The organism is Pseudomonas sp. W2Aug9, assembly GCF_023127755.1.
Classification (GTDB): domain Bacteria; phylum Pseudomonadota; class Gammaproteobacteria; order Pseudomonadales; family Pseudomonadaceae; genus Aquipseudomonas; species Aquipseudomonas synxantha_A.
In genome coordinates this window covers 173,519-194,645 of record NZ_SPKL01000002.1, presented here as the reverse complement: position 1 = coordinate 194,645, position 21,127 = coordinate 173,519, and the positions used below count along the sequence as shown (strand labels likewise).

General features: G+C 61.0%; 23 protein-coding genes. 14 read left to right on the top strand and 9 right to left on the bottom strand.

The genetic code is table 11. The features are described from left to right. The first annotated feature begins 2 nt into the window (after window positions 1-2). The 7 genes from E3O56_RS02030 (at window position 3) to cfaB (ending at window position 7,242) form a co-directional block, all read left to right on the top strand. Window positions 3-998: a protease modulator HflC gene (locus E3O56_RS02030; RefSeq protein WP_164699557.1), complete on the top strand. Its 996-nt coding sequence runs from the start codon at window positions 3-5 to the stop codon at window positions 996-998. Further along, a complete protein-coding gene (locus E3O56_RS02025; protein ID WP_248127732.1) occupies window positions 995-2,029 on the top strand; it encodes a protease modulator HflK in 1,035 nt (344 codons plus the stop codon). The genes E3O56_RS02030 and E3O56_RS02025 overlap by 4 nt, the downstream gene beginning before the upstream one ends. Continuing rightward, entirely contained in the window at window positions 2,026-3,912 is a 1,887-nt protein-coding gene (locus tag E3O56_RS02020) for a cation-translocating P-type ATPase (RefSeq protein ID WP_103734107.1), read from the top strand. The genes E3O56_RS02025 and E3O56_RS02020 overlap by 4 nt, the downstream gene beginning before the upstream one ends. Before the next feature lie 116 nt (window positions 3,913-4,028). Further along, window positions 4,029-4,280, top strand: coding sequence for a hypothetical protein (locus tag E3O56_RS02015; RefSeq protein ID WP_078822679.1), 252 nt, complete (start codon window positions 4,029-4,031; stop codon window positions 4,278-4,280). A gap of 65 nt (window positions 4,281-4,345) precedes the next feature. After that, a complete protein-coding gene (locus tag E3O56_RS02010; RefSeq protein WP_216090506.1) occupies window positions 4,346-5,191 on the top strand; it encodes a DUF692 domain-containing protein in 846 nt (281 codons plus the stop codon). Next, window positions 5,182-5,970 carry a DNA-binding domain-containing protein gene (locus E3O56_RS02005; RefSeq protein ID WP_148853766.1) on the top strand — a complete coding sequence of 263 codons (789 nt, stop codon included), beginning with the start codon at window positions 5,182-5,184 and terminating at the stop codon, window positions 5,968-5,970. Before E3O56_RS02010 ends, E3O56_RS02005 begins: the two co-directional genes overlap by 10 nt. A gap of 87 nt (window positions 5,971-6,057) precedes the next feature. Then, window positions 6,058-7,242 carry a C17 cyclopropane fatty acid synthase CfaB gene (cfaB, locus tag E3O56_RS02000; protein ID WP_005792585.1) on the top strand — a complete coding sequence of 395 codons (1,185 nt, stop codon included), beginning with the start codon at window positions 6,058-6,060 and terminating at the stop codon, window positions 7,240-7,242. 76 nt (window positions 7,243-7,318) lie between these two features. Here the strand turns inward: cfaB and cls are convergent, their stop codons facing one another. Next, a complete protein-coding gene (gene cls, locus E3O56_RS01995; protein ID WP_005792584.1) occupies window positions 7,319-8,758 on the bottom strand; it encodes a cardiolipin synthase in 1,440 nt (479 codons plus the stop codon). Between the two features lie 130 nt (window positions 8,759-8,888). On the opposite strand from cls, the gene E3O56_RS01990 reads away from it, so the two are divergent. Continuing rightward, window positions 8,889-9,410, top strand: coding sequence for a DUF3617 domain-containing protein (locus E3O56_RS01990; RefSeq protein WP_005792583.1), 522 nt, complete (start codon window positions 8,889-8,891; stop codon window positions 9,408-9,410). On the opposite strand, the gene E3O56_RS01985 is transcribed toward E3O56_RS01990, so the two are convergent. The 6 genes from E3O56_RS01985 to folE2 are packed head-to-tail and all read right to left on the bottom strand — an operon-like array spanning window position 9,407 to window position 14,616. After that, window positions 9,407-10,744: a dihydroorotase gene (locus E3O56_RS01985; protein WP_248127730.1), complete on the bottom strand. Its 1,338-nt coding sequence runs from the start codon at window positions 10,742-10,744 to the stop codon at window positions 9,407-9,409. The two genes, E3O56_RS01990 and E3O56_RS01985, sit on opposite strands and share 4 nt — an antisense overlap. Before the next feature lie 3 nt (window positions 10,745-10,747). Beyond that, entirely contained in the window at window positions 10,748-11,308 is a 561-nt protein-coding gene (locus E3O56_RS01980; protein ID WP_005792581.1) for a DapH/DapD/GlmU-related protein, read from the bottom strand. Next, window positions 11,305-12,183: a metal ABC transporter substrate-binding protein gene (locus E3O56_RS01975; protein WP_032878640.1), complete on the bottom strand. Its 879-nt coding sequence runs from the start codon at window positions 12,181-12,183 to the stop codon at window positions 11,305-11,307. Before E3O56_RS01975 ends, E3O56_RS01980 begins: the two co-directional genes overlap by 4 nt. An 11-nt stretch (window positions 12,184-12,194) precedes the next feature. Then, entirely contained in the window at window positions 12,195-13,061 is an 867-nt protein-coding gene (locus E3O56_RS01970) for a metal ABC transporter permease (protein ID WP_248127728.1), read from the bottom strand. After that, window positions 13,061-13,729, bottom strand: coding sequence for an ATP-binding cassette domain-containing protein (locus tag E3O56_RS01965; RefSeq protein WP_248127726.1), 669 nt, complete (start codon window positions 13,727-13,729; stop codon window positions 13,061-13,063). Before E3O56_RS01965 ends, E3O56_RS01970 begins: the two co-directional genes overlap by 1 nt. Further along, entirely contained in the window at window positions 13,726-14,616 is an 891-nt protein-coding gene (folE2, locus tag E3O56_RS01960; protein ID WP_248127724.1) for a GTP cyclohydrolase FolE2, read from the bottom strand. Before folE2 ends, E3O56_RS01965 begins: the two co-directional genes overlap by 4 nt. A gap of 128 nt (window positions 14,617-14,744) precedes the next feature. On the opposite strand from folE2, the gene E3O56_RS01955 reads away from it, so the two are divergent. Beyond that, the gene (locus E3O56_RS01955) at window positions 14,745-15,956 is read left to right on the top strand and encodes an N-acetylmuramoyl-L-alanine amidase (RefSeq protein WP_248127722.1); all 1,212 of its coding nucleotides are present in this window, start codon (window positions 14,745-14,747) and stop codon (window positions 15,954-15,956) included. On the opposite strand, the gene E3O56_RS01950 is transcribed toward E3O56_RS01955, so the two are convergent. Continuing rightward, complete coding sequence (locus tag E3O56_RS01950) at window positions 15,953-16,321, bottom strand: hypothetical protein (RefSeq protein ID WP_032803757.1); 369 nt, start codon at window positions 16,319-16,321, stop codon at window positions 15,953-15,955. The two genes, E3O56_RS01955 and E3O56_RS01950, sit on opposite strands and share 4 nt — an antisense overlap. A gap of 126 nt (window positions 16,322-16,447) precedes the next feature. Here E3O56_RS01950 and dksA point away from each other — a divergent pair, with 126 nt between their 5' ends. Genes dksA through E3O56_RS01930 form a run of 4 tightly spaced genes read left to right on the top strand, consistent with a single transcriptional unit; the run spans window position 16,448 to window position 19,736 of the window. Next, window positions 16,448-16,852: an RNA polymerase-binding protein DksA gene (dksA, locus tag E3O56_RS01945; RefSeq protein WP_032881172.1), complete on the top strand. Its 405-nt coding sequence runs from the start codon at window positions 16,448-16,450 to the stop codon at window positions 16,850-16,852. Between the two features lie 27 nt (window positions 16,853-16,879). Next, entirely contained in the window at window positions 16,880-18,085 is a 1,206-nt protein-coding gene (gene zigA, locus E3O56_RS01940) for a zinc metallochaperone GTPase ZigA (protein ID WP_005792573.1), read from the top strand. Then, window positions 18,085-18,729 carry a DUF1826 domain-containing protein gene (locus E3O56_RS01935; protein WP_032878648.1) on the top strand — a complete coding sequence of 215 codons (645 nt, stop codon included), beginning with the start codon at window positions 18,085-18,087 and terminating at the stop codon, window positions 18,727-18,729. The genes zigA and E3O56_RS01935 overlap by 1 nt, the downstream gene beginning before the upstream one ends. Before the next feature lie 44 nt (window positions 18,730-18,773). Next, a complete protein-coding gene (locus E3O56_RS01930) occupies window positions 18,774-19,736 on the top strand; it encodes a CobW-like GTP-binding protein (protein WP_103734118.1) in 963 nt (320 codons plus the stop codon). Here the strand turns inward: E3O56_RS01930 and E3O56_RS01925 are convergent. Next, a complete protein-coding gene (locus E3O56_RS01925; RefSeq protein ID WP_005792570.1) occupies window positions 19,730-20,125 on the bottom strand; it encodes a DUF3301 domain-containing protein in 396 nt (131 codons plus the stop codon). The genes E3O56_RS01930 and E3O56_RS01925 overlap by 7 nt on opposite strands. Before the next feature lie 117 nt (window positions 20,126-20,242). Between E3O56_RS01925 and pdxY the strand changes: the two genes are divergently transcribed. Beyond that, a complete protein-coding gene (gene pdxY / locus E3O56_RS01920) occupies window positions 20,243-21,115 on the top strand; it encodes a pyridoxal kinase PdxY (protein WP_032878650.1) in 873 nt (290 codons plus the stop codon). Window positions 21,116-21,127: the final 12 nt, after the last annotated feature.

Here is a 21,127-nt window from a genome sequence, read left to right as displayed (position 1 = left end):
GTCTGTTGAGCGCTCATTCTCACGATCACGGTCATCACCATCATCACGGCCACCACCATCACCACCATGGTGATGAACAAGCGGCCGGGCCTTTCCCTTGGCGGCGCATGGCCTGGGCGGCGTTACTGGTGCTGTTTGCCGTGGCAGCGGCGAGCCTGGTGCAGGTGCGCTCCGGCGAGGCCACGGTGATTACCCGCTTCGGCAACCCCGCGCGAGTGCTGTTGGAGCCGGGCCTGGGCTGGCGCTGGCCGGCGCCATTCGAAGCGGCGATCCCGGTGGACCTGCGCCTGCGCACCACGTCCAGCGGCTTGCAGGATGTGGGCACCCGCGATGGCCTGCGGATTATCGTGCAGGCCTATGTGGCGTGGCAGGTGCAGGGCGATGCCGACAATGTGCAGCGCTTCATGCGCGCAGTGCAGAACCAGCCGGACGAAGCGGCGCGGCAGATCCGCACCTTCGTCGGCTCGGCGCTGGAAACCACGGCGGCCAGCTTTGACCTGTCCAGCTTGATCAACACCGACGCCAGCCAAGTGCGCATCGCCGATTTTGAAGCGCAGTTGCGCCAGCAGATTGATCAACAATTGCTCGCCACCTACGGCGTGCGCGTGGCGCAGGTCGGCATCGAGCGCCTGACATTGCCTTCGGTGACACTCACCGCCACGGTTGATCGTATGCGCGCCGAGCGGGAAACCATCGCCACTGAACGCACCGCCGTGGGCAAGCGCGAAGCGGCGCAAATCCGCTCCGCCGCCGAGCGTGATGCGCGCATTGTGCAGGCCGATGCGACGGTGAAAGCCGCCGATATCGAAGCGCAATCGCGGGTAGAAGCCGCGCAGATTTATGGCCGTGCCTACGCGGGTAATCCGCAGCTGTACAACCTGCTGCGCTCGCTGGATACCTTGGGCACGGTGGTCACGCCGGGTACCAAAATCATCCTGCGCACCGACGCCGCGCCGTTCCGCGCCCTGGTGGATGGGCCGAAGGACATCCAGCCATGAGCGAACGCGGCAGTCCCGACAGCCCTTGGATTCAGGCCGGGCGCCTGACCTTCCTGGCGCTGTACGCGGTCACTGTGTTGGCGGCGTTGGCCTGGGCCTTTTCCAATGTGCGCCAGATCGACCCGCAGAATCGCGCGGTGGTCCTGCACTTCGGCGCCCTTGATCGCATTCAGAACGCCGGGCTGTTGCTGGCCTGGCCGCAGCCGTTCGAGCAGGTGGTGTTGTTGCCGGCGGCGGACCGGGTGATCGAGCGCCGAGTGGAGAACCTGCTACGTTCCGACGCGGCGCTGCAGGCTGATCGCGTGGCCAGTTTCGCTACGCCGTTGAGCGATGCCCTGGCCGGTTCCGGCTACCTGCTGACCGGCGATGCCGGGGTGGTGCAGTTGGATGTGCGGGTGTTCTACAAGGTGACCGAGCCCTATGCCTTCGTGTTGCAGGGCGACCACGTGTTGCCCGCGCTGGATCGGTTGGTGACGCGCAGTGCCGTAGCCCTGACGGCAGCGCGGGATCTGGACACCATCCTGGTAGCACGCCCGGAACTGATCGGCAGCGACAACGGCGCCGCCGAACGCCGCGAGCGCCTGCGCGGCGATCTGGTGCAAGGCATCAATAAACGCCTGGCCGATTTGGCCGCCAGCGGTTTGGGCCTGGGCATCGAAGTCACCCGCATCGATGTGCAATCGAGCCTGCCGGGCCCGGCGGTGAATGCCTTCAACGCAGTGCTGACTGCCAGCCAGCAAGCGGATAAAGCGGTGGCCAACGCCCGCACCGAAGCGGAAAAACTCACCCAGACCGCGAATCAGGAGGCTGACCGCCAGGTGCAAGTCGCCCACGCCCAGGCCAGCGAACGCTTGGCCAATGCCCAGGCGCAAACCGCTACCGTCGCCAGCCTCGCCCAGGTCAAAGACCCCGGCTTGCTGTTGCGCCTATACCGCGAACGCCTGCCGAAGATTCTCGGCCAGGCGGGTTCCGTGACCACCGTCGACCCCAAAGACGACTCCCGCTTGATCATCCAGGGAGCCGAACAATGAGCGCACCCATGCTGACCTCGGCCGAACAGCGCAGCGCTGCCCGGCAATTGACCCTGGCCATGCTCGCCCTTGGGTTGCTCGTGCTGGGCCTGGTGTGGCGCTGGCTGGCGCCGGACCAGAACGGTGTGAGCCAATTGCTGCTGGGGGTGGCATCGCTGTTGGTGGCGGTGCCGGTAATGCGTTCGGCCTGGTACAGCCTGCGCTTTCCCAGCTTGCACGGCATCACTGACCAACTGATTGCCCTGGCCATGCTTGGCGCCTGGGCCACCGGCGATCTGCTCACCGCCGCGTTGTTGCCGATCATCATGATCTTCGGCCATGTGCTGGAAGAGCGCAGCGTGATCGGCTCCCAGGAGGCGATCCATGCCCTGGGCAAACTCACCCGCAGCCACGCCCGTTTGGTACAGGCTGACGGAACCATCACCGAAGTGGATAACGCCACGCTGAACCCCGGTGATATCGTCGAAGTGCGCGCCGGCGACCGCGTGCCGGCCGATGGCGTGGTGCTGTCCGGCCAGGCGAGCCTGGACACGGCACCAATCACCGGTGAGTCGGTGCCGTTGGAAGCCAGCGCGGGTGTGCAGGTGTTTGGTGGCGCGATCAACCTTGATGGTCTGCTGCGCCTTGAAGTGACGCGCACTGGCAACGAATCGACCCTGGGCAAAGTCATCGCACTGATGCAGAACGCCGAGCGCTCCAAGCCGCCGATCACGCGGCTGCTGGAGCGTTATGCCGGTAGCTATATGGTGTTGGTGCTGTTGCTGGCGGCGGTCACCTGGTTCGTCACCAACGATGCGCAGGCGATGCTGGCGGTGCTGGTGGCGGCGTGCCCGTGTGCCTTGGTGCTGTCGGCGCCGGCCACGGCGATTGCCGGGATCGCCGTGGCGGCGCGTCATGGGATTCTGATTCGCAGCTCGGCGTTTCTCGAAGAATTGGCTGACCTGACCTCGTTGGTGGTCGACAAGACCGGCACCCTGACCTTTGGCACCCTGCGTTTGCAGTCCATCGAGACCACCGCACCGGATCGCCAGGAGCTGCTGAACCTGGCGGCCAGCCTCGGCTCGGCGAGCAGTCACCCGGTCAGCCGAGCGTTGGCGGGGTTGGCGACTCAGGAGCAGTTACTGGCGCTCACCGACATTCGCGAGCGTCAGGGCCTGGGCGTGGTCGCACAGACCGAACAGGGCGAAGCGGCGCTGGGGCGGCCGGAGTTGTTCGAACAATTGGGCATCGTCACCAGCGGCGTTCCCAACCATGACGGCCCTATTGCCGGGTTGGCGTTGAACGGCGATTTCCTGGCCTGGCTGTTGCTGGCCGACAGCGTCAAGCCGGAGGCGCGCCAGGCCCTGCAAGAGTTGCGTGATTTGGGCCTGGGCCGCCAGTTGCTGCTGACCGGCGACCGCCAAAGCGTGGCCGACAGCCTGGCGCTGGAGGTGGGCATCAGTGATGTCGAAGCCCAAGCCTTGCCGGAAGACAAGCTCAACCGCGTGCTGGGTGAAATCAGCAGCGGCTTCCGGCCGATGGTGGTGGGCGATGGCATCAATGATTCGTTGGCGCTCAAGGCCGGTGTGGTTGGTGTGGCGATGGGGGCGGGCGGTGCCGATATCGCACTCGCATCGGCGGACGTGGTGTTGATCGGCAGCGACTTGCGCCGCCTGGGTACCTGCGTGCGCTTGAGCCGCCAGTGCCGGCAGACGTTGCAGGTGAACGTGATCATCGGCCTGGGCTGGACGTTGGCCATTGTGGTGTTCGCGGCCTTTGGCTGGCTGGGCGCGGCGGGTGCCATGATTGCGGCGGTGCTGCATAACCTCAGTACCTTGCTGGTGCTGGGTAACGCTGGGCGGTTATTACGCTTCCAGGAGCCGCTGTTGAAGCTTGATGAATAATTTCAGAAATATTTGCACACGGCTGTAACGCCGATGGGGGGCCTCACTCTAGTGGTGTGTCGAGACTGAACAATCCGTTCGGACCGACTTCACCACTGATCATGAGGAATACAACAATGAGCATTAAATCCGCTGCTGCTGGCGCCGCCCTCGCGATGGCTGCCGCCACTATGTTTGCCGGTGTGGCCACTCAGGCACACGCAGCCGATGCCACTGTGCATTGCTATGGCGTCAACGCTTGTAAAGGGCAGAACGACTGCAAGACCAAAGATCACGCGTGCAAAGGTCAAGGTTCCTGCAAAGGCCAGGGCTTCCTGTCCATGAGCAAGGCGATGTGCGACGAGAAGGGCGGTACCGTCGGCGAGTAACGGCAACCGAGTGCAACCGCAGCGACCGCCCCCCGTCGCTGCGGACACTTTTCCTGGAGCGTCTTATGCCCACTTCTTTTTCGAGCCTCGGTTACGGCCTGGGGCTGCGCAGTGAGTACTACCAGCAGATCCTCGAACAGTCGCCGGCCGTGGATTGGTTCGAAGTGATCTCCGAGAATTATCTGGTGCAGGGCGGCAAAGCCTTGTACTACCTGGATGCGATAGCCGAGCGTTACCCCGTGGTAATGCACGGGGTGTCCTTGTCCATCGGTGGGCCCCATGCCCTCGATACCGATTACCTTGCGCAAATCAAACAGCTCTCCGAGCGCATCCAGCCGGCCTGGATTTCCGATCACCTGTGCTGGAGCCGCGGCAGCGCGCATCAGCTGCATGACCTGCTGCCGCTGCCCTACACCGAAGAAAGCCTCTATCACGTGGCCGGTCGTGTGCGTCAGGTGCAGGACGTGTTGCAGCGCCCGCTGGTGCTGGAAAACGTCTCCAGCTATGTGCGCTCCAAGGCTGATGAGTTCACCGAGTGGGAGTTCCTCAACGCTTTGGCCCACCTGAGCGGGTGCCAGTTGTTGCTGGACGTGAACAATGTGTATGTGAGTGCGCGTAACCATGGCTTTGATGCCTGGACGTTTATCCGCAACCTGCCGCCCGAGAGCATCCGCCAACTGCACCTCGCCGGGCATATGGACTACGGCGACTATGTGGTCGACACCCACGACCATCCCGTGTGCGACCCGGTGTGGGCGCTTTACCAACAGACCCTGGAGCATTTGGGGCCGGTGTCGACGCTGTTGGAGCGCGATGATCATTTCCCGCCGTTCGAAGAATTGCTCACTGAGTTGAGCAAGGCCCGCGAGCTGGCAGCCAGTGCCCTGGCCAGGAAATCGCTATGCGCCTGATCGACTGGCAATTGGCTTTTGAAGAGCACCTGTTATCTGAACCTTGCGCGGCCAACAGCAGCTTTGCCGCCACCTTGCTGGGGGGGCCGACCCTGGATGTGGACACCGGCCTGGCGATTTACCACAACGCCTATCTGTCGCGATTGAAGGAAGTGCTGTGCCATGACTTCAGCGCTATCCGATATTGGCTGGGGGATGATGAATTTGCCGCGCTGAGCGAAGCCTACATTCGCCGTTACCCCTCGGCCCACTACAGCCTGCGTTGGCTCGGTGAGCGCTTTTCGATGTTTATCCTTGAGCACTTGGTCGCAGAACACAGTGCGCCGCTGGCTGAGTTGGCGCGCCTGGAGTGGGCGTTTACCCTGGCGTTCGATGCACCCCAGGGTACGCCGCTGACCGTGAATGACATGGCGCAATTGGCGCCTGGGGACTGGCCGGCGCTACAGGTAAGCCTGGCGCCTTCAGTGCAGCATTTGCTGTGCCGTTTCAACACGGTGGCGATCTGGCGAGCCAGCAAGGATGCATCGGGTTTTCCCGGCAGCAAGGCGCTGGACCCGATGCAAATCTGCCTGGTATGGCGTCATCAGAATGTGTGTCACTACCGCAGCCTGGAGCCGGACGAGGCCTGTGCACTGGCAGGGATGGTGACTACCGGCTGGAATTTTTCAGAACTGTGCGCAGAGTTGGCAGTCACTTATTCAGAGGGTGCGTCGCTGCAAGCGGCCACATGGCTGAAACAGTGGATCCAGGACGGTTTGCTTGAACTCCGAGCCCCATAGAGACGTGCTATTAAATCGATAGCCTCCTACTTTGTCTTCGGATGGTCTACCCTCACTCCAGACGTCTGAAACAAGGGGGGATTACTCATGCTCGCGCAACTTCCACCGGCCTTACAGAATCTTCAGCTACCGTTGCGTCTTCGACTCTGGGACGGCCATGAATTCAACTTGGGTCCTGAGCCCAGTGTGACGATTGTGGTCAAGGACCCCACGATGGTGTCCAAGCTGACCCACCCAACGCTCGATTCACTGGGCGAAGCCTTCGTCGAAGGCAAACTGGAGCTGGAAGGCTCCATCACCGAGGTGATCAGGGTATGTGACGAGTTGAGCCACGCCTTGATCGATGACGACGAAGGCAGCCGTCCGGTGCGCTCGATCCACGACAAGGCCACCGACGCGGCGGCCATTTCCTACCATTACGACCTGTCCAACGAGTTCTACCAACTATGGCTGGATCAGGACATGGCGTATTCCTGCGGTTATTTCGAAACCGGCAGCGAATCCATCGACCAGGCCCAGCAAGACAAATTCCGTCACCTGTGCCGCAAACTGCGGCTGCAGCCGGGCGAGTACCTGCTCGACGTTGGGTGTGGTTGGGGCGGGCTTGCGCGGTTTGCGGCGCGGGAATTCGGAGTCAAGGTGTTTGGTATCACCTTGAGCAAGGAACAGCTGGCGCTGGCCAGGGAGCGGGTGAAAGCCGAAGGCCTGGAGGATCAGGTCGACCTGCAACTGCTCGACTACCGCGACCTGCCCCAGGATGGCCGCTTCGACAAAGTGGTGAGCGTGGGTATGTTCGAACACGTCGGCCACGCCAACCTGGCACAGTACTGTCAGACGCTGTTCGGTGCCGTGCGTGAAGGCGGCCTGGTGATGAACCATGGCATTACCGCCAAACATACCGATGGCCGCCCGGTAGGCCGAGGCGCCGGGGAGTTTATCGAGCGCTACGTATTTCCCAACGGCGAACTGCCTCACCTGGCGATGATGACTGCCGAGATCAGCGAGGTCGGGTTGGAAGTGGTGGATGTCGAAAGTTTGCGCTTGCACTACGCCCGCACGTTGGACCATTGGAGCGAGCGCCTGGAAGACAATCTGGAAGCGGCGGCAAAGATGGTGCCGGAGCAGGCGCTGCGCATCTGGCGGCTGTACCTGGCCGGTTGCGCTTATGCGTTTGCCCGGGGCTGGATCAACTTGCACCAGATATTGGCGGTCAAACCCCATGCCGATGGTGGTCATGAACTGCCGTGGACGCGGGAAGATCTCTACCGCTAACCCGATTTTCCAGAACACTGAAGATCCAAATGTGGGAGGAAACTTGCCCCCTCCCACATTTTCCCTGCGTTGTCTGTTAGAGAATCGGTGAGATCAAGCGCGCCACCCGCATCCCCAACTGTTGCAGGCGTCGCGTCTCGCGGCTTTCTTCCTGACTGACTTCATGGGACAGGGCAAAATCGTCCAGCAGCATGTGTTCAACCTGGCTGGCGAAAGCCTCATCCACTGTCAGCAACATCACTTCGAAATTCAGTCGGAACGAACGGTTGTCCATGTTGGCGCTGCCAATGGCGCTGATTTCGCTGTCTACCAACACCACCTTCTGATGCAGAAACCCGGGCTTGTAGCGGAACACCCGCACACCTGCGCGCACGGCTTCGATGGCGTAAAGGCTGGAGGCGGCATATACGATACGGTGGTCGGGCCGCGATGGCAGCAACAGGCGCACGTCCACCCCGCGCAATACCGCCAGGCGCAGTGCGGCGAATACGGCTTCGTCGGGGACGAAGTACGGGCTGGTAATCCATACCCGCTCGGTCGCGGCGTGGATGGCCTCGACGAAAAACAGCGAGCAGGTTTCATAGGGGTCTGCCGGGCCACTGGCGAGCAGTTGGCAGAGCACGCCGTCTTCGGGGTAGGCATCCGGCAGGATCAGCGGCGGCAGTTGCCGCGCCGCCCAGAACCAGTCTTCGGCAAACGACTCCTGAAGGCAGGCCACCACTGGGCCGGTGACCTGTACATGGGTATCGCGCCATGGCGCCAGCGGCGGCTTTTTGCCCAAGTACTCATCGCCCACATTGTGCCCGCCGACAAAGCCGGTGATACCGTCCACCACCACGATCTTGCGATGGTTACGGAAGTTGACCTGGAAACGATTGAGCCAGCCGCTGCGGGTGGCGAACGCCTTGACCTGCACCCCGGCGTCGCGCAGCGATTGTACGTAGCGATGGGGCAGGGCGTGGCTGCCGATGCGGTCGTACAGCACGTAAATGTCGACGCCCTGGGCGGCCTTTTCCTTCAATAGCACCTGCAATTGGCGGCCAAGCTCATCGTCATGGATGATGAAAAACTGGAACAGCACGGCGGTCCTGGCGTTGCGAATCGCCTCGAAAATCGCGCCAAAAGTAGCCTCGCCATTGATCAACAGGCGCACTTCATTATTGGCCAGACACGGCATGCGCCCGAGCTTGGGCATGGCTCGCAGGGAGGCATAGGCACTGGAGTTGCGCGCCGCGAGCGCTTCCTCTACCCACGGGCGCCAATTCAGTTCGGCGATCGCCGTGTGCATTTCCTGGTTGGCCTGGCGGCGGGCCTGGATGTACGCGTCGAAGGTGCTGCGGCCGAAGATCAGGTAAGGGATCAGCGTCAGGTAAGGCATGAACATCAGCGACAAGGCCCAGGCGATCGAGCCTTGGGCGGTGCGGACAGTCAGTACCGCGTGAATTGCGGCGAGGCTCCCGAGAACGTGCAGCGTGGCAATGAAGTAGGCGAGCAGGTGCGGGCCAAAGAAATCCATGAACGACGTAACTCCAGGCAGTCCAGTGCGTAACAGACCATGAACCGCTGCGAATGTCGCTATTTTATTTGCCGTGCAACACTGGCCGCTTTACGACGTCTAACGCCGACAATTACCCAGGAGTTACCCGATGAATGCTCGTCTGCTTGGTTTGGCCATGGTTGTTGGTTTGTCGCTGCCGGTGGCGGCGCAGGCGCAGATGCTGGCGCCGGGCTTGTGGGAATTGACCACCAGTAATATGAAAGTCGATAACCAGGACCTGCCGGACCTGTCGCTGATCCTCGGTCAGCTCAAGCAACAAATGACTCCTGAACAGCGCGCCATGCTCGAGAAGCAAGGCATCAACATGGCCGGTAAGGGTGTGCAGGTGTGCCTGACCCCAGCCCAGGTTGCCACCGATTCCATCCCGCTGACCGACCCGCAATCGGGCTGCAAGCAGGAAGTGACTGACAAGACCGGCAACCAATGGAAGTTCCGTTTCAGCTGCCCCAAAGCCCAGGGCACTGGTGTAGCGACCTTCCAAAGCCAGAAGGAATTCACCACCACCGTCAACGGTACGTTCAATGCCACCGGCATCCAGCAGAAGGGCAGCCTGGACAGCCACGCTCAGTGGCTGGGCAACGATTGCGGTACGGTCAAACCCCGCGCTTAACGCAGAAAATGCAGGGGCAAGCCCTGGCAACTGTCGACCACCTGGCCGTTGTGCCAGGCCAGGTGGCCGGACACCAGCGTGGTGCTCACGCTGTGACGAAAGCTGCGCTCTGCAAAGGGTGTCCAGCCGCAACGGGCGAGAATCGGTTGGCTGCTGACCGGTTTGCCCTGAGGCTCAGGTTTGATCAACACCAGATCGGCCCAATAGTCTTCACGCAGGTAACCGCGATCAGGAATGGCAAACAGGTCGGCCACACGATGACTGGTTTTCGCCACCAGTGTGGTCAGAGGCAAATGCCCGTCGGCCACCAACTCCAATAGTGCCGGCAGGGCGTGCTGCACCAGGGGCAAACCCGAGGGTGCTTCACGATAGCCCAATTGTTTTTGCGCCCAGGTATGCGGCGCATGGTCAGTGCCAATCACATCCAGACGATCACTTAATAACGCCAGGCGCAGCGCGTCGCGGTCGGCGCGTGTCTTGATGGCCGGGTTGCATTTGATCTGGTGGCCGAGGCGGTGATAGTCGCGATCGTCGAACAGCAGATGATGCAGGCAGACCTCGGCGGTGATGTGTTTTTCGGCCAGGGGCTTGTCTTCGAACAACGCGAGTTCACGGGCGCTGGTCAGGTGCAGCACGTGCAGTCGCGTGCCGTGGCGCTGGGCCAGTTCCACGGCATACGATGACGAGCGATAACACGCTTCGGCGTCGCGGATCAGTGGATGAGCGACAGCGGGAATGCGCTCGCCAAAACGCTCGCGCAAGCGTTGCTCGTTGGCCAGGATGCTCGGAGTGTGTTCGCAGTGCGCGAGCAGAATGGTCGGCACGTCGGCAAACAAACGTTCCAGAATACGTGGGTCGTCCACCAGCATGTTGCCGGTGGAGGCGCCCATGAACACTTTGACTCCAGCCACTTCACAGGGGTCGAGGCCGGCGACGATATCCAGATTGTCGTTGCTTACGCCAAAGTGAAAGCCGTAGTTGGCCACTGAGTGCAACGCAGCACGGTGCTTCTTATCGGCCAAGGCTTGCAGGTTCAAAGTGGCTGGCTGGGTGTTGGGCATGTCCATGAAGCTGGTGATACCGCCGGCCACCGCGGCACGGGATTCGCTGTAGAAACTGCCTTTGTCTGGCGCGCCGGGTTCGCGAAAATGCACCTGGTCATCGATCATTCCCGGCAGCAACCACTGGCCTTTGGCGTCGATTTCCACCGGTTCGTCAGCGCCTTCAATGCTGGCGGCAATCTTCTCGATACGGCCATTGGCGACCAGCACGTCGGCGTCGAATACCTGGCCCTCGTTGACCAGGCGGGCGTTGCGTATCAGCAGGCGACTCATGGTTCAGAACTCGTTTTGCAAGGCTTTGTAGCCGCGCACCAGGTCGACGTTGGTGCGTGCCACGTCTTCGGAAAACTCCGAGGCACTGACACTCACCGGCGGGAATTGCGACAGGTCGGTGTTAGGCCCGATGCGGGTGGTGGAGGGCACGTAGAAGGCCGCGGGCAGGTCGCGGCCATCGACCACCGAGTTGTGGCGCACCACGCAGCCATCGCCGACGGCGCAATTGAACAGCACGCTGTTGAAGCCGATGAACACGCGGTCGCCAACTGTGCAGGGGCCATGGACGATGGAACGGTGGGCGATAGAGGTGAACTCGCCAATGGTCACCGCCGCGCCGGACTTGGAGTGGATCACCACGCCGTCCTGGATATTGGAGTTCGCGCCGATCGTGATCGGGTCCATGGCGCCGCTGGCATCGACTTCGTCGGCGCGGATCACGGCGTACGGGCCGACGAAGACGTTCTCGCCGATGATGACCTTGCCGCAGATGATCGCGGTCTTGTCGACGTAGGCTGACTCGGCAATTACCGGCAGGTCACCTGAAGGATTTTTGCGGATCATGGTTTGCTCAACGCCGCGCACAGGGTGTTCAGGTTGTATTCGAACAGCCCGATAAAGGTGCTGGCCGGGCCTTGAGCGGCGAGGGCGTCGGAGTACAGCGTGCCGCCTATCTGCGCGCCGCTTTCATCGGCAATCTGCTTGAGCAGGCGCGAGTCCTTGATGTTTTCGATAAACACGGCTTTGACCTTGTCTTTACGGATCTGGGTGATCAGCGCGGCGACTTCGGCGGCCGACGGGTCACGCTCGGTAGACAAGCCCTGGGGCGCGAGGAATTGGATGCCATACGCCTGGCCCAAATAGCCGAAGGCGTCATGGGAGGTGACGATGCGGCGGTTGCCTGAAGGCAGTGCAGCGAACTTGGCTTTGGCCTCAGCCAGCAGGCTGTGGATTTGCTTAAGGTAAGCCTGGCTGTTGCGCAGGTAGTCGGTTTTATTGGCAGGGTCGGCGGTCACCAATGCCTTGGTGATGTTGCTCACATAAATTTCGGCGTTGGCCAGGTTGTGCCAGGCGTGTGGGTCGGGAATGGTCTCGCCGTCTTCCTCCATGGTGTGCGAGATCACGCCTTTGCTGGCGGTGACGACCGTAGCGGTGGTTTCAGTGCTGGTGACCAGGCGATCCAGCCACGGCTCGAAACCTAGACCGTTCTTGATGATGACCTTGGCCTTGAGCAGCGCTTTGGCGTCATCCGGTGTGGGTTCATAGGTATGAGCATCGGCGTCCGGGCCGACCATGTTGCTGATCTGAATATGGTCGCCACCGATCTGGTGGGTGATGTCATCGAGAATACTGAAGCTGGTGACTACCTGGAGTTTGTCTGCGGCGTGAGCCATCGACAGCGGCAGCAATAGACTGAACAACACAAGAAGAGCGCGCATCGGGAAACACCTCATGAGAATGTAGGCAAAGGTGGGCGGCGCAATAAGCCATGCACCGGACCGAATACCACGGACAACACATATCCAGCGCCCGCCACCAACACGATCGCCGGGCCGCTGGGCAGTGAGTAGTAGAACGACAGCAGCAAACCCAGCCACACCGACAGGCATCCCAGCACCGCCGATACCGCGATCAACACCGGCAGGCGTCGGCTCCAGAAGCGTGAAGCGATGGCCGGCAGCATCATCAAACCCACCACCATTAGTGCGCCGATGGCTTGAAAACCGATCACCAGGTTCAGCACCACCAGGGTCAGGAACAGGCCGTGGGCCAGTGGGCCAAGGCGGCTGACGGTTTGCAGGAACAGCGGGTCAAGGGTGTCGAGCAGCAGGGGTTTGTAGATCAGTGCCATGGCGATCAGGCTGAAGCTGGACACCCAGAGCATTCCGGTCAGTGTGGTTTCGTCCACGGCCAGGGCGGAGCCGAATAACAGGTGCAGCAGGTCCAGGCGTTTGCCGGCAATGCCCAGGATCAATACACCGGCCGCGAGCGAAATGGGGTAGATGGCGGCGAGGCTGGCGTCTTCGCGCAGGCCGGTGCGGCGGGTAATCCACGCCGCCAGGCCGGCCATGCTCAGGCCTGCGCCGAGGCCGCCGAGGGTCAGGGCGGGCAGGCTTAGCCCTGCGAGCCAGAAGCCCAGTGCGGCGCCCGGCAGAATGCCGTGAGCCACGGCGTCACCGATCAGGCTCATGCGTCGCAGGATCAGGAACACGCCCAAGGGGGCGGTGCTACATGCAAGCACCAACCCGCCGATCAGTGCGCGGCGCATAAACACGAAATCCTGGAATGGCATCCACAGGTGAGCGGTGAGGTGCATTAGGCCACCTGCATCTGTGGTTGCGGGCGGATCAGCTCTTTGCTGGGGCCGAACACGCAGCCGGTGTTTTTAAGCTGCAGCACGTGCTGGGTGTGGTGACGCACGGACGCCAAGTCATGACAGACGACCACCAGCGTGCGGCCTTGGTTGTGCCAGGTATGGATGTGTTTCCAGCACAGTGCCTGGCCGTCTTCGTCGAGGGCGGCGTGGGGTTCGTCGAGCAGCAGGATGGAGGAGTCGGCCAGGCTCATACGGGCGAGCAGGGCGCGTTGCAGTTCGCCACCGGATAACGCCATCAGCGGGCGCTGTTCCAAACCGCTGAGACACCAGTCGTCCAATACGGCGTGCAGGCGCTCGTTGCGTTCATGTGAATTCAGCTGGGTGCCCCAGAAGCCGGCAGCCACCAACTCTTGCAAACTGATCGGAAACTGACGATCCAGGTGCTGTTGCTGGGGCAAGAACGACAAGCCGCCGCGACGTGGAACATCGACACGCACCTTGCCCGTCAGCGGCTTTTGCAACCCGGCGATCACTTTGACCAGGCTGCTCTTGCCGGTGCCATTGGCGCCGATAATCCCCGTGAGGCTACCTTTTTCCAGCGTCAGGTTCAGCGCCGGCGTCAGTGGTTGGCCGGGGGCGCCCCAGCGCAAAGCGTGGCAGGTAATCATGCAAAGTCTCTCGTCCAACGGCTTTCAGCCACCGCATCGTGGGCGTGCAGGCTTTCAGCGTGGATCACTTTGAGGTGGAAGGCTTTGACGGCATCCGAGCGCTTCAAGGCGAGGTTCAAGCGGCGAGCGGCATCTTCGCAGAACATGAGGTTCTGTCCGTTAGCCAGGGCGAACGCTTGTTCATCCGCACGTTTCACCGCGGTTTGTACGGCAGTGCCCAGAGCTGCTTCGGCAGCGTTGATCAAGTCGACTATCGCCAGATCGTCACCCTGCAGCTGAACGTTTAACTGCGCGGTACTGCGTTGGCTATGGGGCGTGGCCACAATACCGTGGGCGCTGCCCAGCCAGCTCAACACGTCTTCATGCTGCAGAGGAGTGTCGGCAAAATCTTCGAGAAACTGCTGCTGAATCAGCTGTCTGGCCAGGGCAGCGGAGCAAGGGCAGGTTGAGGAATAAGTAACGTCAATTTTTAGTTCCACGTGGAACATCTGATTTTCCAGACGCGCTTCGATGCTGACCGGATAGCTTTTCCACCCCTCCAAAGGGCTGACCAACGCTGGGCGTTTTAACAACAGATTTGTGTGAATACGCAGGTAGGCGTTCTTAGATAAATCTTCATGTGTGTCGAGAAAACGCTGCAGTACATTACGCAAAAGTGCAGATGTAAGGGGTTGCTGTTCGAGCATTTCCAACGCCAGGTAGAGGCGTGACATATGAATGCCACGGGCCGTGCCGTCGTCCAGGCTTACGCCCGCATCGGCGGTAGCGGCCAGGTGTTGGCCGCCGAGCAGCACAGGCAGGGCAATGCCGCACATGCCCACCCAGTCGAGTGGCAAGGCTTGGCGTGAAGCCTGCGCGGCGATATCCGGCAGAGTCAGCGCATTCATGAGCAGGTCCATCGTTGGAAATGATTAGTCATGTTATAGTATAACAATAACTGCCACGATGAAATTTCTGTCCCAGCCTTTGTTCAGTCCTGTCGAGTAGGGATGCTCCTTTATCTGCGGTATATGTCATGTACAGACGTCAGCTCCTTAACCTACTGCTTGTCAGCCCCTTGTTCACGTTGCCTTTGGGGGCCTACGCCACGCAGATCCGCAATGCGCGGCTGTGGCGTTCGGACGATAAGCTGCGGCTGGTGTTCGACCTTAGCGGCCCGGTGCAATACAAGACGTTCTCCCTGACGTCGCCGGACCGCCTGATCATCGACTTGAGTGGCGCCGGCCTCAGCGGCGACTTTTCCCAACTGGCGCTGAAGAACAGTGGGATTACCTCGATCCGCTCCGGGCATTTCGGCAAGAGCGATACGCGTATCGTCCTGGATTTGGTCGCGCCGATGCAGCTCAACAGTTTTGTGCTGCCGCCCCAGGATGGCCAAGGCCATCGCCTGGTACTGGACCTGACCAACGCCACGCACGCGCCCCGTCAAATCGCTGCTGACCCGGCGCCCTTGGTGGTGCCGGTGGACAAGGCGCATCCCAAACGCGACATCATTGTGGTGGTTGACCCCGGCCATGGCGGCAAAGACCCGGGCGCCGTCGGCTCCAAGGGCCAGCGCGAAAAAGATGTGGTGCTGTCGATCGCCCAGTTGCTGGCGAAACGTTTGAAACGTGAAAAAGGTTTTGCCGTAAAGCTGGTGCGCAACGACGACTTCTTCGTACCGCTGCGCAAGCGCGTGGACCTCGCCCGCAAGCACAAGGCCGATATGTTCATCTCGGTGCACGCCGACGCCGCGCCACGGCTTACTGCATCGGGCGCTTCGGTGTATGCGTTGTCGCAAGGCGGTGCCACTTCTGCCACGGCGCGGTTCATGGCTCAGCGCGAAAACGGCGCAGACCTGTTGGGCGCCACCACGTTACTCAATCTGAAGGACAAGGACCCGATGCTGGCCGGGGTAATTCTCGACATGTCCATGAACGCCACCATCGCCTCCAGCCTGCAACTGGGCAGCGCGGTATTGGGCAGCCTGCAAAGCATCACCAGCCTGCATCAGAAGCGGGTGGAACAGGCAGGGTTCGTGGTGCTCAAGTCACCGGACGTGCCTTCGATCCTGGTGGAGACCGGGTTTATCTCCAATGCACGGGACGCCCAGCGGCTGGTGACGGCGCGTCATCAACAAGCGGTGGCGGATCGGCTTTTTGAAGGGTTGAAACAGTACTTCCAGAAGAACCCGCCCATCAACAGTTACATGGCTTGGGTGCAGGAACAGCAGAAAACCCAGGCTTAACAGCCGGTCATTCGGTTACAGGTGAACTTGGCGCTGGCGCCGCCTGAACTGGAAAACCGGTTGATGGTGGTCCAGCCCACGCGACGTGTGTAGCCAACCCACGCCTCGCCATCCGATGCCAACCCGGTGAAGAACGTCAGTTGCCCGTAGCGGCTATTGGTCTGTGCCCAATAGCGTTTGCCGATCACTTCGAAACCGCGCAGGTAAGTGATGTTGCCCGCAGTCGCCACGCTGTAGGCATTGCCCAGCGGGTCCACGCAAGCCAGCAGGGTGGCGCTGCGGGTGCAGTTGGCCAACGGGCTTGGGACTTGGGCGCAGGCAGGTCCTGCGGTTGCCAATAGCAGGGCGCACAGCACGTATCTCATCGTGTTTCTCGGGGGGCGAAAGTGATCAAGCATTGCGCCCTTCGTCGTGAGGAGCAAGGGAAGTTGGCTTATTTATATTGTTATACTATAACATAAATGCACAGCCCCACCCGTGAACCGATTCCCATGACCGAACAAGAATTGCTGGCCCAACCGGCTGCTGACTACATGAATGAAGCCCAACAGCGCTTCTTCCGCGAGCTGCTGCTGGCTCAGCGCAATGAACTGCAGGCCCGTATCGACACGCAGTTCCAAGTGCTGCGCGAGCAGGAAACCAATAGCGACCTGGCGGATATCGGCAGCGCTGAAGAGCAGCGCCAGTGGCAGTTGCGCCTACTGGAGCGGGAAAAAAAGCTGTTGGACAAGATCGACGATGCCCTGGAACTGCTGGCCCGCGGTGAATACGGATGGTGCCGGGAAACCGGCGAGCCCATCGGCCTGCAACGCCTGCTCCTGCGCCCCACCGCAACCCTGTGTATCGAAGCCAAAGAACGTGAAGAGCTGCGCGAACGCCATAAACGGGCAGTTTGACCGGCCAACCCTGATGAGGAATACCTGATGCCCAATCGTCTCCCCGTGACCGTGTTGTCCGGCTTTCTCGGCGCCGGTAAAAGCACACTGCTCAACTATGTCCTGCGCAACCGCGACAACCTGCGGGTGGCGGTGATCGTCAACGACATGAGTGAAATCAACATCGACGGCAGCGAGGTGCAGCGCGACGTCACGCTCAATCGTGCCGAAGAAAAACTGGTGGAGATGAGCAACGGCTGCATCTGCTGCACCTTGCGTGAAGACTTGCTGGAAGAAGTCGCCAAGCTCGCCAAGGAAGGGCGTTTCGATTATCTGCTGATCGAATCCACCGGTATCTCCGAGCCGCTGCCCGTGGCCGAAACCTTCACCTTTCGCGATGAAAACGAGCAAAGCCTGGCCGACATTGCACGCCTGGACACCATGGTTACCGTGGTCGATGGCATGAACTTTCTGCTCGACTACCAGGCCGCCGAAAGCCTGGCTTCCCGCGGCGAAACGCTGGGTGAAGAAGATGAGCGCTCTATCACTGACCTGTTGATCGAACAGATCGAATTCGCCGACGTCATCCTGATCAGCAAAATCGACCTGATCAGCAGCCGCGAGCGTGAAGAATTGATGGCCATCCTCGAGCGCCTCAACGCCCAGGCGGAAATCATCCCGATGGTCATGGGCGAGGTGGCGCTGCACAAGATCCTCAACACCGGCCGTTTCGACTTCGAACGCGCTGCCCAGGCGCCGGGTTGGTTGCAGGAGCTGCGCGGTGAGCATGTACCGGAAACCGAAGAATACGGTATTGCCTCCACCGCTTACCGTGCGCGCCGCCCCTTCCATCCACAGCGGTTTTTTGATTTTATCGATCGCCCTTGGGTGAACGGCAAACTGTTGCGCTCCAAGGGCTTCTTCTGGTTGGCCAGCAAACATCAGGACGCCGGCAGTTGGTCCCAGGCTGGTGGCTTGATGCGCCATGGCTTTGCCGGACGCTGGTGGCGCTTTGTGCCCAAAAGCCAATGGCCCCAGGACGAGGAAAGCGTGGCGGCGATCATGGGCAACTGGCAACTGAGCACGGGGGACTGCCGCCAGGAGCTGGTGTTTATCGGGCAAAACATCGACTTCAACCTGATGCGTGCGGAACTGGATGCCTGCTTGCTCAATGATGAAGAAATGGCCCTGGGTGTCGAAGGTTGGCGCCAGCTGCCTGATCCTTTCGGCCCTTGGTATGAGCAGGTCGCCTGATGCTGGCCCCGGTTATCCCCCTGCGCCCCGTGATCCGCCAGACGTGTGGGCAAACTCCGTTGGCACTGTCCGATATCCTCGAAGATGGCGTCAACCTGGCGCTGTGGCAACGTCAGTTGCCCCTGCATATCGCCGAGTTCGGCGCCTTGCTGGTGGCGCTCAATGAGCCGCTCGCCGAATCCCTGGTGATTGAGCTCGACAACGAGGACGCCGTGCCGAACTTGCAGGGCCTGGCATCCAGTTGTCGCGATCTTGAGGGTTACGAAGGTTTTATCGCCGATGTGTCATGGCTGGTCAGTGCATTTGCCTGCCTGCTCGGCGCCAAGCGTATTGGCGTACGTTTGCGGCTGTTGGACAAGGCCATGTGCCCGCGTTTTCACGTTGATCATGTGCCGGTTCGGCTGATCACCACCTATGCCGGTATCGGCAGCCAATGGTTGCGCGAAGGTGTGATGGATCGCCGCAAACTGAGCCAGGCGGACGCCGAACCTACCGAGCGTATCGAGCAGATCCACTGCGGTGAGGTGGCGCTGCTCAAGGGCACCAAATGGCATGGTAACGAAGGGCATGGCCTGATCCATCGTTCGCCAGCGCTCAAGGCCGATGAGCGCCGGTTGATCCTGACGCTGGATTGGCTGGCGTAACCGCGTAGGATCAAACGCTCTACACGGCCAGAATGATGTTTCCAATGTTGCAGAACATACCCACCCATGTGATTGCCGGCCCATTGGGCGCCGGCAAGACCAGCCTGATCAAGCACCTGCTCGCTCAGCGCCCGGCCAACGAGCGTTGGGCGGTGCTAATCAACGAATTTGGCCAGATCGGCCTGGACGCTGCCTTGCTGACTCAAGACGCTGACGGCGTCGCCTTGGGCGAGGTAGCGGGTGGGTGCCTGTGCTGTGTGAATGGTGCACCGTTCCAGGTAGGCCTGGGCCGTTTGCTGCGTAAGGCCAAACCGGATCGGCTGTTTATCGAACCTTCGGGTTTGGGTCATCCCGCGCAGTTGCTCAAACAACTACGGGAAGCGCCATGGCAAGACGTGCTGGCCGTGCAGCCCAGCGTGCTGGTGCTGGATGCCCAGGCGTTGGCAGCAGGCAAGCCCTTGCCGCAGGCACAGCAAGCGGCGCTGGCAAGTGCTGGCCTGCTGGTGTTGAACAAGGATGAGGCCCTGAATGCCGCGCAGCGTCAGGCGATTGAACGGCAGTTACCCGATTGCGCGATTTACTGGACACGCCAGGCTCAGCTGCCAATCGACCAGTTGCCGGGCTTGAATGCGCAGGCCCAAGCGGCTGTGGATAACTTGGCGGCGCCTGAAGGCCTCGCGCAAATGCCGGCCATCTGGAGCGATCCTGCCTTGCCCATCTGTTTGAGCCAGGGCCAGGAGGGGGGGTGGAGTATCGGCTGGCGATGGCACCCCAGCCAGCAATTTGATGTCAGCCGTCTGCATCGCTGGCTATCAAGCCTCGACTGGCATCGTGCCAAACTGGTTATCCACAGCGGCGAAGACTGGGTCTCGGCCAACGCTGTGGATAACAGCGTTTTAACCTGGCAACCTAGCGAATGGCGACGGGATTCACGTATCGAATTGATCTTCAGCGAACCACGGGACGTGGCCGCATTGCAGGCGGCGCTGGCAGCCTGCCGCTACTGACGGTTCTTGGTGGCGTGGTCCTGGCGCCATTGGCTCAATTCGATCACTTCGGCGCTAGGCAGTGGCTCCTTGGCTTCGAACGGGTAGGGTGCCAGTTCGATCTGCGCACTGTGGGCGCCGAATTGGGTGATCGTCCCGGCATGGCGGGTCTCCCCGGTCACGGTGAATTCGAAATTATAGACGCGTGCCAGGCGCCGCCGGCCATTGGCATCCTTGACGAAACCAATGCGTTTGAGCGCAACCGCACCATCGAGCAATTCGATATCAAGCTTGGCGCAATGCTGCTTGACCCGCTCCAGTGCCCGCTCACGCAGGCCGTGGTTGTGCCAAACCCAGGCGGCGCCAGTCGCCAGCAGCATCAGCACGAAGATGTTTCCCAGGGTCAGCATTCCATGAACTCCAACAAAGTGAGAGCAGCTTAACTGCGTCGCCGGTCTGTCGTACAGGCTGCGTTTAGTCGCATACTGCGCGGCCAGAATTTCAACGGCTTTACGGAAATCTCCCGCATGAAACGCACACCTCATCTGCTTGCGATCCAGTCTCATGTGGTCTTTGGCCACGCCGGAAACAGCGCCGCCGTGTTCCCCATGCAGCGTGTGGGAGTGAATGTCTGGCCGCTCAATACGGTGCAGTTCTCCAACCACACTCAGTATGGACAGTGGGCGGGCGAAGTGTTGGCGCCGCAGCAAATTCCGGCCCTGGTAGAAGGCATTGCCGCGATTGGTGAGCTGGGCAACTGTGACGCGGTGCTGTCCGGCTACCTGGGCAGCGCCGATCAGGGCCGTGCAATCCTTAGCGGCGTGGCCCGTATCAAAGCGATCAATCCGAAGGCGCTGTACCTGTGCGACCCGGTGATGGGCCACCCGGAAAAGGGTTGCATCGTGCCCCAGGAGGTCAGCGATTTCCTGCTCGATGAGGCTGCGGCCATGGCAGATTTCCTGTGCCCCAACCAACTGGAACTGGACAGCTTTGCCGGGCGCAAGCCGCAATCGCTGTTTGATTGCCTGGCCATGGCCAAGGCGTTGCTGGCCCGCGGGCCCAAAGCGGTGCTGGTCAAGCACCTGGATTACCCAGGCAAACTGCCGGAAGGTTTTGAAATGCTGTTGGTGACGGCTGAGGGCAGTTGGCACTTGCGTCGGCCGCTGCTGGCGTTCCCGCGTCAGCCGGTGGGTGTGGGTGACCTGACGTCGGGCCTGTTCCTGGCGCGGGTGCTGTTGGGCGATAGCCTGGTGGCAGCCTTTGAATTCACCGCCGCAGCGGTGCATGAAGTGTTACTTGAGACCCAGGCCTGCGCCAGTTATGAACTGGAACTGGTGCGGGCCCAGGACCGTATTGCCCACCCTCGTGTGCGCTTCGAAGCCACACCGATCAGTTTGTAAGCACAGGGAGCC

Excerpts from the sequence above, each read along its gene's own strand:
- E3O56_RS01970 (WP_248127728.1), bottom strand. The coding sequence starts at position 13,061 with ATGCACCTCACCGCTCACCTGTGGATGCCATTCCAGGATTTCGTGTTT.
- E3O56_RS02020 (WP_103734107.1), top strand. The coding sequence starts at position 2,026 with ATGAGCGCACCCATGCTGACCTCGGCCGAACAGCGCAGCGCTGCCCGG.
- pdxY (WP_032878650.1), top strand. The coding sequence starts at position 20,243 with ATGAAACGCACACCTCATCTGCTTGCGATCCAGTCTCATGTGGTCTTT.
- E3O56_RS01925 (WP_005792570.1), bottom strand. The coding sequence starts at position 20,125 with ATGCTGACCCTGGGAAACATCTTCGTGCTGATGCTGCTGGCGACTGGC.
- E3O56_RS02005 (WP_148853766.1), top strand. The coding sequence starts at position 5,182 with ATGCGCCTGATCGACTGGCAATTGGCTTTTGAAGAGCACCTGTTATCT.
- E3O56_RS02010 (WP_216090506.1), top strand. The coding sequence starts at position 4,346 with ATGCCCACTTCTTTTTCGAGCCTCGGTTACGGCCTGGGGCTGCGCAGT.
- E3O56_RS01965 (WP_248127726.1), bottom strand. The coding sequence starts at position 13,729 with ATGATTACCTGCCACGCTTTGCGCTGGGGCGCCCCCGGCCAACCACTG.
- dksA (WP_032881172.1), top strand. The coding sequence starts at position 16,448 with ATGACCGAACAAGAATTGCTGGCCCAACCGGCTGCTGACTACATGAAT.
- E3O56_RS02015 (WP_078822679.1), top strand. The coding sequence starts at position 4,029 with ATGAGCATTAAATCCGCTGCTGCTGGCGCCGCCCTCGCGATGGCTGCC.
- E3O56_RS01975 (WP_032878640.1), bottom strand. The coding sequence starts at position 12,183 with ATGCGCGCTCTTCTTGTGTTGTTCAGTCTATTGCTGCCGCTGTCGATG.
- E3O56_RS01985 (WP_248127730.1), bottom strand. The coding sequence starts at position 10,744 with ATGAGTCGCCTGCTGATACGCAACGCCCGCCTGGTCAACGAGGGCCAG.
- zigA (WP_005792573.1), top strand. The coding sequence starts at position 16,880 with ATGCCCAATCGTCTCCCCGTGACCGTGTTGTCCGGCTTTCTCGGCGCC.
- E3O56_RS01950 (WP_032803757.1), bottom strand. The coding sequence starts at position 16,321 with ATGAGATACGTGCTGTGCGCCCTGCTATTGGCAACCGCAGGACCTGCC.
- E3O56_RS01930 (WP_103734118.1), top strand. The coding sequence starts at position 18,774 with ATGTTGCAGAACATACCCACCCATGTGATTGCCGGCCCATTGGGCGCC.
- E3O56_RS02025 (WP_248127732.1), top strand. The coding sequence starts at position 995 with ATGAGCGAACGCGGCAGTCCCGACAGCCCTTGGATTCAGGCCGGGCGC.
- folE2 (WP_248127724.1), bottom strand. The coding sequence starts at position 14,616 with ATGAATGCGCTGACTCTGCCGGATATCGCCGCGCAGGCTTCACGCCAA.
- E3O56_RS01980 (WP_005792581.1), bottom strand. The coding sequence starts at position 11,308 with ATGATCCGCAAAAATCCTTCAGGTGACCTGCCGGTAATTGCCGAGTCA.
- E3O56_RS01955 (WP_248127722.1), top strand. The coding sequence starts at position 14,745 with ATGTACAGACGTCAGCTCCTTAACCTACTGCTTGTCAGCCCCTTGTTC.
- cls (WP_005792584.1), bottom strand. The coding sequence starts at position 8,758 with ATGGATTTCTTTGGCCCGCACCTGCTCGCCTACTTCATTGCCACGCTG.
- E3O56_RS01990 (WP_005792583.1), top strand. The coding sequence starts at position 8,889 with ATGAATGCTCGTCTGCTTGGTTTGGCCATGGTTGTTGGTTTGTCGCTG.
- E3O56_RS01935 (WP_032878648.1), top strand. The coding sequence starts at position 18,085 with ATGCTGGCCCCGGTTATCCCCCTGCGCCCCGTGATCCGCCAGACGTGT.
- cfaB (WP_005792585.1), top strand. The coding sequence starts at position 6,058 with ATGCTCGCGCAACTTCCACCGGCCTTACAGAATCTTCAGCTACCGTTG.